Source organism: Pseudomonas juntendi (genome assembly GCF_009932375.1).
In the GTDB taxonomy this organism is placed as follows: domain Bacteria; phylum Pseudomonadota; class Gammaproteobacteria; order Pseudomonadales; family Pseudomonadaceae; genus Aquipseudomonas; species Aquipseudomonas juntendi.
In genome coordinates, this window is the sequence record NZ_BLJG01000201.1 from 1 (window position 1) to 11,221 (window position 11,221).

General features: G+C 66.2%; 7 protein-coding genes. 4 read left to right on the forward strand and 3 right to left on the reverse strand.

Annotation, left to right across the window (positions count from 1 at the left end):
* The first annotated feature begins 211 nt into the window (after window positions 1-211).
* Genes GYA94_RS21290 through GYA94_RS21300 form a run of 3 tightly spaced genes read left to right on the forward strand, consistent with a single transcriptional unit; the run spans window position 212 to window position 2,690 of the window.
* On the forward strand, window positions 212-922 hold the full coding sequence (locus GYA94_RS21290; protein ID WP_110678024.1) for a fumarylacetoacetate hydrolase family protein: 711 nt from the start codon (window positions 212-214) through the stop codon (window positions 920-922).
* An 18-nt stretch (window positions 923-940) separates the two neighbouring features.
* Window positions 941-1,699 carry an SDR family oxidoreductase gene (locus GYA94_RS21295; protein WP_029885869.1) on the forward strand — a complete coding sequence of 253 codons (759 nt, stop codon included), beginning with the start codon at window positions 941-943 and terminating at the stop codon, window positions 1,697-1,699.
* A 40-nt stretch (window positions 1,700-1,739) separates the two neighbouring features.
* On the forward strand, window positions 1,740-2,690 hold the full coding sequence (locus GYA94_RS21300) for a 2-hydroxyacid dehydrogenase (RefSeq protein ID WP_110678020.1): 951 nt from the start codon (window positions 1,740-1,742) through the stop codon (window positions 2,688-2,690).
* Window positions 2,691-2,817: 127 nt separating this feature from the next.
* Here the strand turns inward: GYA94_RS21300 and nirD are convergent, their stop codons facing one another.
* The 3 genes from nirD to GYA94_RS21315 form a co-directional block, all read right to left on the reverse strand.
* Complete coding sequence (gene nirD, locus GYA94_RS21305; RefSeq protein ID WP_110678018.1) at window positions 2,818-3,180, reverse strand: nitrite reductase small subunit NirD; 363 nt, start codon at window positions 3,178-3,180, stop codon at window positions 2,818-2,820.
* Window positions 3,180-5,732 (reverse strand): nitrite reductase large subunit NirB, encoded by a 2,553-nt coding sequence (nirB, locus tag GYA94_RS21310; RefSeq protein WP_110678016.1) that lies wholly within the window; start codon window positions 5,730-5,732, stop codon window positions 3,180-3,182. The genes nirD and nirB overlap by 1 nt, the downstream gene beginning before the upstream one ends.
* 295 nt (window positions 5,733-6,027) lie before the next feature.
* Window positions 6,028-10,053 (reverse strand): bifunctional nitrate reductase/sulfite reductase flavoprotein subunit alpha, encoded by a 4,026-nt coding sequence (locus GYA94_RS21315; protein ID WP_161893053.1) that lies wholly within the window; start codon window positions 10,051-10,053, stop codon window positions 6,028-6,030.
* Between the two features lie 259 nt (window positions 10,054-10,312).
* Here GYA94_RS21315 and map point away from each other — a divergent pair, with 259 nt between their 5' ends.
* Window positions 10,313-11,110, forward strand: a complete 798-nt coding sequence (map, locus tag GYA94_RS21320; RefSeq protein WP_255326972.1) for a type I methionyl aminopeptidase — start codon at window positions 10,313-10,315, stop codon at window positions 11,108-11,110.
* The last annotated feature ends 111 nt before the right edge of the window (window positions 11,111-11,221 follow it).

The window sequence follows — 11,221 nt, forward strand, 5'->3', positions numbered from 1 at the left end:
CAGCTTGAGATTCCCACGGCCTGCCGCAGGCGCTGGCATCGCTGGCAAGCCAACGCCCGCCAGCGCTGCTTGCCTGGACCTGTGGGCGCCGGCTTGCCGGCGATAGGGCCGGTACAGGTTGCCTGGATAGTCCAACCCAACCCCGCTTTCGTCCAACTTTAGCGGCCAGCCCGTGACATACGCTGGCCACCCCAGCAAGGAGGATTGACCCATGACTTACCTGTTCAACCCGCCGGCCATCGTCAGCCTGCCGATCCGCGGCAGCGATGTGCGCTTTCCGGTCGGCCGGGTGTTCTGCCTGGGCCGCAACTACCCATGGCCGGAAACCTACGGGCCGGCGCCACAGGAGCCGGTGTTCTTCATGAAACCAGCGAGCAATGTGGTCGAGGCAGCGGGCGAGCTGCCCTTCCCGCCGCAGACCGACGAGTTTTGCCACGAAATCGAGCTGGTCGCAGCCATCGCCAAGGGCGGTGCCGACATCGCCCCGGAGCATGCCCTGGAACACGTGTTCGGCTTTGCCGCCGGCCTGGACATGACCCGGCGCGATCACCAGCGCAAGGCCAAGGCCGAAGGCCTCCCCTGGGAGGCGGCCAAAGTGTTCGAGGCCTCGGCCCCCATGACTGCCATCGTGCCCGCCAGCGAGTGCGCCTGGCCGCTGAATGCGACGCTGTGGCTGCTGGTCAATGGCCAGGAGCGCCAGCGTGCCCACCTCAGCCAGCAGACCTGGACGTTGGCCGAAGTCATCAGCCGGCTGTCCCGCCAGCTGCCGCTCCGCCCGGGTGACCTGATCATGACCGGCAGCCCGCCCGGGGTGGCGGCGCTGAACCCGGGCGACACCCTCCACGCCGGCATCGACGGTATCGGCGAACTGCACTTGCACGTCGGCCCCCGCCCTGCCGGGCAAGCCGCCAACGCTGCCTGATTCCCCTGGAGTGACGAAATGAAGCAGAACAGGAAAATCGCTCTGGTCACCGGCGCCGGCAGCGGCATCGGCCGCGCCGTCGCCCTCGCCCTGCTGGAGGATGGCTTCAGCCTGGTCCTCGCCGGGCGCCGTCTCGAACCGCTGCAAGCGGTCGTCGAACAGGCGCAGGCTGCGGGCGGTGAAGCCATGGCGGTAGCCACTGACGTGCGAGATGAACAGAGCGTCGCGCAGCTGTTTGCCACCGTCGAGGAGGTACATGGGCGCCTCGACGTGATCTTCAACAATGCCGGCATCAATGCCCCGGCCGTACCGGTCGACGAGCTGCCGCTGGAAAACTGGCGCAACGTCATCGCTACCAACGTCGATGGGGTGTTCCTGTGTGCCCGCGCGGCCTTCGGCCTGATGCGCCGCCAGCAGCCGCAAGGCGGGCGGATCATCAACAACGGCTCGATATCGGCGCATACCCCACGCCCGTTCACCGCGCCCTACACCGCCAGCAAGCATGCGGTGCTGGGCCTGACCAAGGCACTGGCGCTGGACGGCCGGCCTTACAACATCGTCTGCAGCCAGGTAGACATCGGCAACGCCCTGACCGAGCTGTCCGAGCGCATGACCCGGGGTGTGCGCCAGGCCAATGGCGAGATCGCCGCCGAGCCAATGCTAAACGTGCGCCACGTGGCCGACGCGGTGCGCTACATCGCTGCGCTGCCGCTGGACGCCAACGTGCTGAACATGACCGTGATGGCCAGCAACATGCCATTCGTTGGCCGTGGCTGAACCTTGCTTTTGATGAACCCTGTTCCTGATGGAGTGACCGATGAAACCCGAAGTCCTGCAACTTAGCCCGATCCTCATCCCGCAGATCCGTGAGCGCCTTGAACAGTTGTTCACCGTACACCGCTACTACGAACAGGCCGACAAGGACGCCTATGTCAGCCAGCATGCCGACAATATCCGCGGCGTGATCACCGGTGGCCACACAGGTATCAGCCAGGCACTGATGGCGCGCCTGCCCAACCTGGAAGTGATCGCGGTCAATGGTGTCGGCACCGACGCGGTCGACCTGGCCTACGCCCGCGACCGCGGCATCCAGGTGACAGCGACCATCGGTGCCCTCACCGAGGACGTTGCCGACCTCGCCATCGGCCTGCTGATCGGTGTGTGCCGGGGCATCTGCACCGGTGACCGTTTCGTGCGCGCCGGCCATTGGGCCACCAGTGCCACGCCGCTGGCACCGTTGCCACTGGCCCGTCAGGTGTCGGGCATGCGCGTGGGCATTGTTGGCATGGGCCGGGTCGGCCGCGCGGTGGCGCAGCGGGCAGCCGCGTTCGGTTGCCCGATTCGCTACACCGACTTGCAGGCGCTGGATGTGCCATACGGGTTCGAGGCCGACCTGCTGCAGTTGGCCAAGCACAGCGACGCACTGATCCTTGCAGCGGCGGCCGACAAGGGTGAGGCGCTGATCGATCGCGACGTGCTGCGGGCCTTGGGCAGCGAGGGTTACCTGATCAACATCGCGCGCGGCAAGCTGGTGGACGAACCGGCCTTGATCGCGGCATTACAGGCTGGCGAGATCGCCGGCGCGGCGCTGGATGTGTTTGCCGATGAGCCGCGAGCGCCCGAGGCGTTGTTCGAGCGTGAGGACGTGGTACTGCAGCCGCACCGGGCCAGTGCCACCGTGCAGACCCGCACGCGCATGGGCGAGATGGTGGTGGCCAGCCTGGTAGATGTGTTTGCCGGCCGCACGCCGCAGGGGCTGGTGTTCTGAGGCACTAGTGCCGGCCTCTTCGCGGGCTCGCCCGCTCCCACAGAGTCATCGCAGGGCTTGAGGGCTGCGCTGTACCTGTAGGAGCGGGCAAGCCCGCGAAAGGGCCGGCACTGGCAATGCACGAGAATCAGGCCACAGCCAGTTCCACCGCGTCACCCTTCAACCGCACCGGCCATACCCGCAAGCGCTGCCCGCTGTCCTCCAGGCATTCCCCGGTGTGCAGGCTGAAATGCTGCTTGTACAAAGGCGCCGCCACCACCAGCTCACCCTGCACGCTCCCCACCAAGCCGCGGCCGATGATGTTGGCCCCGGAGCGTGGGTCGCGGTTATCCACCGCGTACAGCGCCTGGGCTTGGCCAGGTAGATAGAACAGCGCCACCTGGGCACCGTCGAGCCACACCACCACACCGGAGTCGGCCACCAGATCTTGCGCCCGGCACACGGCCTGCCAGTTCTCGCGTTCGTTCACAGCAGCATTGGACAGCATCATCAGACAGCCTCCTCGACAGTGGGGATCAGGTGCAGCGGCGCGGCAGGCCGGCGTTGTTCGCGTTCACGCACGAAGTGCACGTCCGGGTCGGCGCGCTGGTCGTTGACAAAGGTCCGGAAGCGCTTGAGCTTCTCAGGGTCGTTCAGGGCGTTGGCCCATTCGCACTGATACTGGTCGACCACATGCTGCATCTGCGCTTCCAGTTCGCTGGCCAGGCCCAGGCTGTCGTCGATGACCACCTGTTTCAGGTAGTCCAGCCCGCCCTCGAGGTTTTCACGCCACACCGAAGTGCGCTGCAGCTTGTCGGCGGTGCGGATATAGAACATCAGCACGCGGTCGATCAGGCGTACCAGGGTTTCGTCGTCCAGGTCGGTGGCAAACAGTTCAGCATGCCGCGGGCGCATGCCGCCGTTACCGCACACGTACAGGTTCCAGCCCTTGTCGGTGGCGATCACACCAATGTCCTTGCTCTGCGCCTCGGCACATTCGCGGGTGCAGCCAGACACGGCGAACTTGAGCTTGTGCGGGCTGCGCAGGCCCTTGTAGCGGTCTTCCAGGCGCAGGGCCATGGCCACGCTGTCCTGCACGCCGTAGCGGCACCAGGTACTGCCCACGCACGACTTCACCGTACGGGTCGATTTGCCGTAGGCATGGCCTGTTTCGAAACCGGCCTCGATCAACTCCCCCCAGATGAGCGGCAATTCGTGCAGCTGGGCGCCGAACAGGTCGATGCGCTGGCCGCCGGTGATCTTGGTGTACAGGTCGTACTTCTTGGCCACCTGGCCAATCACGATGAGTTTGTCCGGGGTGATTTCACCCCCCGGAATACGCGGCACCACCGAGTAGGTGCCGTTTTTCTGCATATTGGCCATGAAGGTGTCGTTGGTGTCCTGCAGCGGCACCAGCGCCGGGTCCATGATCGGCTGGTTCCAGCAGGAGGCAAGGATGTTGCCCACCGCCGGCTTGCAGATGTCACAGCCGGTGTGGCCCTTGCCGTGACGTGCGAGCAATTCGCTGAAGGTGCGGATGCCCTCCACCCGCACCATGCCGTACAGCTCTTGCCGGGTGTAGGCGAAGTGCTCGCACAGGCTTTTGTCCACCGCTACACCGCGGGCCGTCAGTTCATGCTCGAAGACTTGCTTGAGCAAGGCCGCGCAGCCGCCACAGCCGGTTGCCGCCTTGGTGCAGCCCTTGACCGCAGCCAGGTCGCTGCAGCCGCTGTCGATGGCGGCACAGACTGCACCCTTGCTGACGTTATGGCAGGAGCAGATGGTGGCGCTGTCGGGCAAGGCGTCGGCCCCCAGCGCTGGTGCTGCGCCGCCTTGCGGCAGGATCAGCGCGGCGGGGTCGGCCGGCAGGGCAATACCGTTCTGGGCATACTGCAGCAAGGTGTCGTAATAGCTGTTGTCGCCAACCAGCACCGCACCCAGCACATGCTTGCCGCTGGCATCCACTACCAGCCGCCGGTAGGCGCTGTTGGCTTCGTCGATGAAGCGGTAGCTGCGTGCACCGGGCGTAGCACCGTGGGCATCACCGATCGAACCGACGTCCACCCCCAGCAGCTTGAGCTTGGTCGACATGTCGGCACCGCTGAACGGCACCGGCGCCTCGCCGCAGAGCAATGCCGCCAGGTTGCGCGCCATGCTGTAGCCGGGAGCCACCAGGCCGAACACGCTGCCGTTCCACGATGCGCATTCACCGATGGCGAAGATGCGCGGGTCACTGCTGCGGCAGTGCTCGTCGATCACCACCCCGCCGCGTGGGGCGACGTCCAGGCCGCAGGCACGGCCAAGGGCATCTTGTGGGCGAATGCCAGCGGAGAACACGATCAGGTCGGTTTCCAGGTATTCTCCACCGTCGAAGTTCATGCGGTAGCGGTAAGCGTCGCCCTGGCTGATCGACTGGGTGGCACGCGACAGGTGCACCCCCACGCCCAGCGCTTCGATCTGTGCCTTGAGCGCTGCGCCGCCCTCGCCATCCAGTTGCACCGGCATCAGCCGTGGCGCGAACTCCACCACGTGGGCTTCCAGGCCGAGCGACTTGAGGGCGTTGGCCGCTTCCAGCCCCAGTAGGCCACCCCCCACCACCACGCCACGGCGGGCGCTGGCGGCGGCAGCGCGAATGCCATCGAGGTCGTCGAGGGTACGGTAGACCAGGCGGGCATCACCGCTGGAGCCCTCGATCGGCGGCACAAAGGGGTAGGAACCGGTCGCCAGGACCAGTTGGTCGTAGCCGTAGCGGCCTTGCGCGGTAACCACCTCGCCCCGCTCGCGATCGATCTGCAGGACCGCTTCGCCAAGGTGCAGGTGCACACCGCTGGTGGTGTAGAAGTCGTGCTCGCACAGGGCCAGGGTTTCGGCACAGCTACCGCCAAAGTACTCGGACAGGTGCACTCGGTCGTAGGCGCGCTGGCGCTCCTCGCCGAACACCCGTACCTCGAACTGCTGCAGGGCGCCGCGGCTGACCAGTTGTTCGACACAGTGGTGGCCGACCATGCCGTTGCCGACGATGACCAGTCGCTCTCGTTGCCCGCTGCTCGCTGTTGCCTTCATAAGCCGATCCTCGATCAAAAAAAAAGCGCCTGGAGCCGAAGCTCCAGGCGCCTTTGCCTGTATTCATCACGGTAGGGGGCCCGGTTGATCGCCGTTGATCAGTGGGCTTTGTTGTTACATGGGCTAAGCAGGGAGTGTGCCAAGCCCGTTGCCGGGGGTGGACACGTTACGCGCAAACCCGCGCCTGCACGGGCCTGCACAGCGTTCCAGGCCTTTGCAGCAGCGGGCTCGCTCGCCCGCCACCCGGCACCGGCTGCGCACATTCCCAGTGCACTGCAGCCCATCGCGGTGCACATCAGTACACGTCACGCCGGTAGCGCCGGGCCTGGTTCAGGCCGTCGACGTAGGCATCAGCCGCCGCCGCATCCATGCCGCCATGCTCGGCGACAATCGCCCGCAAGGCCGCATCCACATCCCTGGCCATGCGCTGGGCATCACCGCAGACATAGAAGTACGCCCCGGCCTGCAACCATTGCCACAGCTGCGCACCGTGCTCGAGCATGCGCGTCTGCACGTAGATCTTTTGCGCCTGGTCACGCGAGAACGCCGTGTCCAGCCGCAGGTGCCCCGTGGCTTGCCAGGCCTGCAATTGCGCCTGGTAATAAAAGTCGCTTGCAGCGTGCTGCTCGCCGAAGAACAGCCAGTTCGACCCGCTGGCGCCGCGCGCTTCGCGCTCTTCAAGGAACGCCCGAAACGGCGCGATGCCAGTGCCAGGGCCGACCATGATCAACGGCACACCATCGTCCTCAGGCAGGCGGAAGTGCTTCGACACCTGGGGGAAAATCGCCACCTTCACCGCCTGCGCCCGGTCGGCGAGGAAGCTGGAGCACACACCTTTGCGATCACCGTAGCGCACCGTGGAAACGGTCAGGTGCACCTGTTGCGGGTGCGCCAGTGGGCTGGAGCTGATCGAGTACAGCCGTGGCTGCAACGGCTTGAGCAACGCGAGCCAACTGGCCAGTGGCAGTTGCTGCGGGAAGGCGCGCAACACATCGACCAGTTGCCGGCCCCACAACCACGCTTGCAGTTCGGCCTTGCACTCGGGCTGCAGCAGGCGCTGCAGGTCGGGGGCATTAGCGGCGAACACCTGCAGTTGCTGTGGGGTGACCTTGGCGATTTCCAGGTGTGCCTGCAGGGCTTCGGCCAGCGGCATGGCGGGCTGGCCCTTCAATTCCACCAGCGCCTGGCCGTCGAGTTGCATCAGCGCCAGCAGTTCTGCGACCAGCGCCGGACAATTGCGTGGCCATACCCCCAGGGCGTCGCCGGCGGCGTAGGTGAAACCGCTGCCACTGAGGTCGAAGACCAACTGGCGGGTTTCCTTGCTGGCACCGGGGCCGTTGAGCAGGCGGTTTTCCAGCAGGGTGGCCGCCCAGGGCCGCTGCTTGGTGTAAGCCGCCACGGGTACCGCTGCGCCGGCCGGCTGTGCCGCGGCGGTGCTGCCCAGGCTTGGCAGCAGCGCCTCCAGCCAGCCGGCAAACACTTCGTCGAAGTCGGGCTCGCAGTCCACCCGTTGCAGCAGGCGCCGGCCGCCCAGCTCGGCCAGCCGCTGGTCCAGCTTGCGGCCAAAACCACAGAACTGCTCATAACTGGAGTCGCCCAAGGCCAGCACGGCATACGGCAGCTCGGCGCAGTGGCCGCCCTCCTCACCTTGCAACGCCTGCCAGAAGTTCGCGGCACTGTCGGGGGCCTCGCCATCACCGAACGTGCTGGTAATGAACACCACGCTGGCAGCGCCGCGCAGCTGGCTGGGGCGGGTCGCCTGCATGCAACTGAGCTGCACCTGCAGGCCTGCGCCGCGCAGGCGTTCGGCACAGCGCTCGGCCAGCAGTTCGCAGTTGCCGGTCTGCGAAGCCCATACCACCTGGTGCAGCGGCTGGGCTGGCGCCGCAGCCGGTGCCTGGGCCGGGGTCGCGAACAGCCCGGCCAGCAAGCCGTCAACGAACATACGCCGGCTGGCCGGCAGCGGCGCACTGGCCGGCAGGCTGGGCACAGCGTCGGCGCGCGCCTGGGCCAGCCCCAGCAGAAAACCTTGCAGATAGTGGCGCTCGTCGTCGGCCAGCACCGGGGCCGGCAAGGTGTCCAGGCCTAACAGGCGGGACAAGGTGGCGGTAGGCATGCTGGCAGGCTCGGCAACGCAGGTGTGCAGTTCAAGGGCATCGATACGCTCGCCGGCAACCCGCTGCAGGGCCACGGCGCAGTGCTTGAATGCGGGCTGCAACGACAGAGGGTCGAGCGCATCGCAGGTCACGGCATTGATGGCCAGCTGCTCACCGACCAGGTCGTTCCAGTGAAACGGCGCAAAGCAGTTGCCCGGCATGACCCGGTCGCTGATACGCGCCGGGAGCACGGCCTGCCCACGCCGCGAGCGAACGGCCACCTGGTCTTTCTCGGCAATGCCCAAACGGGCGGCATCTTCCGGGTGGATTTCAACGAACGGGCCGGGCTCCAGCTTGTTCAGCGCCGGTACCTTGCCGGTCTTGGTCAGGGTATGCCAGTGGTGCTGCACGCGGCCGGTGTTGAGCACCAGGGGGTAGGCGTCATCCGGCAACTCAGCGGCGGGCAACCAGGGCCGGGCGAAGAAGCGCGCCTTGCCACTGGCCGTGGGGAAGGCGATAGCCGGCCGCTGCCCTTGGTCATCGAGCAGCAGCGCCTGGCTGCTGCCATCGTTCAGGTAACGCAGCGGGCTGCGGTGCTGCTCGCGCCCCGGGGCGCTGGGCCACTGCCGGGGTTGCTGACGCAGGTCGGCATAGCTGATGCCACGCAGGTCATAGCCGGTGGCCGGGTTGTGAAAGCGGCGAATTTCCTCATACACCGCCTCGGCGTTCGGGTAGTCGAAGGCCTCGCCATAGCCCATCGCGCAGGCCACACGGGCGATGATCTGCCAGTCCGGCAGGCTTTGCCCGGGCGGCTCGACAGCGCGGGGCATCAGGGTCAGGTTGCGTTCGCTGTTGATCATCACGCCCTCGCCTTCGGCCCACAGCGCAGCAGGCAGCAGGATATCGGCGTAACGGTTGGTTTCGGTGTCGAGGAAGGCGTCCTGGGCGATCACCAGGTCGGCCTGGCGCAAGCCGTCGAGCACCTGCTGGCGGTTGGCGACACTGGCAACCGGGTTGCTGCAGATGATCCAGCAGGCTTTCACCTCGCCGGCCTTGAGTTGCTCGAACAGGGCCACCGTTCCCTCGCCGGCTTCGCTGCGCAGGCTACCGGGTGGCAGTTGCCACTGTTGTTCGACGAAGGCACGGTCGGCCGCCACCAGCGCCGAGCGCTGGCCGGGCAAGCCGGGCCCCATGTAGCCCATTTCGCGGCCGCCCATGGCATTGGGCTGGCCGGTCAACGAGAACGGCCCGCTGCCAGGGCGGCAAATGGCACCGGTGGCCAGGTGCAGGTTGCAGATGGCATTGCTGTGCCAAGTACCGTGAATGCTCTGGTTCAGCCCCATGGTCCAGCAGCTCATCCAGTTGCCGGCGCTGCCGATCCATTCCGCGGCCTTGACGATGTCGGCCTCGGCCAGCCCGGTGATGGCGGCCACCCGTTCGGGGCTGTAGTCATCGAGCAAGGCGGGCATGTCGTCCCAGCCTTCGGTATGGCGGGCGATGAAATCGGGGTGGGTGTGGCCATTGCGATGCAGCAGGTGCAGCAGGCCATTGAGCAAGGCCATGTCGCTGCCGGGGCGCAGCTGCAGGAACAGGTCGGCCTTGTCGGCCGTGGCGCTGCGCCGGGGATCTACGACGATCAGTTTGGCCCCCGCCTTGACCCGGTCGAGCAGGCGCAAGAACAGGATCGGGTGGCAGTCAGCCATGTTCGAACCGATCACCAGAAACACATCGGCGTGCTCGAAATCCTCGTAGCTGCCAGGCGGGCCGTCGGCGCCTAGCGACAGCTTGTAGCCGCTGCCGGCACTGGCCATGCACAAGCGCGAATTGGACTCGATGTGGCGGGTGCGAATGAACCCCTTGGCCAGCTTGTTGGCCAGGTACTGGGCCTCCAGCGACATCTGCCCGGACACGTAGAGCGCTACGGCGTCTGGCCCATGCCGGTCGATGATGCCACGCAGGCGCTTAGCACTCTCGGCAATTGCCTGGTCCATGTTGGCGCGCACTGGCGGCTGGTTGCGTTGCTGGCGCAGGTAGGCGTCTTCCATGCGCCCGGCCGCCGTCAGCGGCAAGTGGGCGGTAAGGCCCTTGGTGCACAGCCGGCCGTAGTTGCTGGGGTGCTGCTTGTCGCCGCTGATCTTGCCGACCTTGCCGTCGGCAACGCTCATGACGATGCCGCAACCAACCCCGCAATACGGGCATACGCTGCGCACTTCGTTATTGACCATGGGCGGGCTCCTGTGGAAACGCAAAAAGGCGCCGGCTGCCCCGGCCTGCAGCAGCAAGCGGGGGCAACACGGCGCCTTTGTCGTGAGAATGTGCGGGCTGTCGACGTTGATGGCCCGGGATGGGAGGTAGCCAGCAATTAGTGGGCCAGCTGGAGCAGACGCTTCTACCACGCCCGCGCTCTGGCGTACCGTGCGCACCCTGCGCACCATGCGGTGGCAACTTCACACCCGCTGGCGCTATGCTGGGGCAAATTCCAGCATGAGCAACCGCTCTTTCCCCATGCCCCAGGTGATCTTCAAGACCCCCGCCCAACTCGAGCTGATGCGCCGGGCCGGCCAGTTGCTGGCCCAGGTATTCGCTGACCTCGACAACTTCATCCGCCCCGGCGTGACCACCCTGCAAATCAACGACCGCGCCGAAGCCTACATTGTCGAAACGCTCAAGGCCCGGCCTGCGAGCAAGGGCCAGTACGGGTTCCCCTACTCGCTCAATACGTCGGTGGACCATGTGGTGTGCCATGGCATACCCAGGGCCGACGAGGTGCTTGAGGAAGGCTCGATCGTCAACGTCGACATTACCCTGGAACAGGGCGGCTACATCGCCGACGCCTCGAAGATGTACTGCATTGGCACGATCAGCGACGAGGCCCGCCGCCTGGTCGACACCACCTATGCAGCGCTGTGGAAAGGCATCGAGCAGGTGCGCCCTGGGGCCACGCTGGGTGACATCGGCCACGCCGTGCAGGCCCATGCCGAGGCCGCGGGCTACAGCGTGGTGCGCGAATACTGTGGGCATGGTATCGGCCAGCAGATGCATGAAGCACCGGAGGTGTTGCACGTGGGCCAGCGCGGCATGGGCATGAAGCTCAAGCCAGGCATGGTGTTCACCATCGAACCGATGATCAACCAGGGTGGGCGCGGCACGCGCGAACTGAAAGATGGCTGGACGGTGGTTACCCGCGACCACAGCTTGTCGGCGCAGTGGGAGCACACGGTGGCGGTGACGGACGACGGTTTCGAAGTGCTGACGTTGCGTGAAGAAGAACGCCGGGGCTGAAACTGAAGCGTTCTGCGGGCTCTTGAAGCATACAGGATCGAGTAGGAGGCGGGTTCACACCCGCCGTCCTCTCACACCACCGTGCGTACGGCTCCGTACACGGCGGTTCAA

Coding starts and splice junctions, on each gene's coding strand:
- GYA94_RS21290 (WP_110678024.1), top strand. CDS start 212: ATGACTTACCTGTTCAACCCGCCGGCCATCGTCAGCCTGCCGATCCGC.
- GYA94_RS21295 (WP_029885869.1), top strand. CDS start 941: ATGAAGCAGAACAGGAAAATCGCTCTGGTCACCGGCGCCGGCAGCGGC.
- GYA94_RS21300 (WP_110678020.1), top strand. CDS start 1,740: ATGAAACCCGAAGTCCTGCAACTTAGCCCGATCCTCATCCCGCAGATC.
- nirD (WP_110678018.1), bottom strand. CDS start 3,180: ATGATGCTGTCCAATGCTGCTGTGAACGAACGCGAGAACTGGCAGGCC.
- nirB (WP_110678016.1), bottom strand. CDS start 5,732: ATGAAGGCAACAGCGAGCAGCGGGCAACGAGAGCGACTGGTCATCGTC.
- GYA94_RS21315 (WP_161893053.1), bottom strand. CDS start 10,053: ATGGTCAATAACGAAGTGCGCAGCGTATGCCCGTATTGCGGGGTTGGT.
- map (WP_255326972.1), top strand. CDS start 10,313: ATGAGCAACCGCTCTTTCCCCATGCCCCAGGTGATCTTCAAGACCCCC.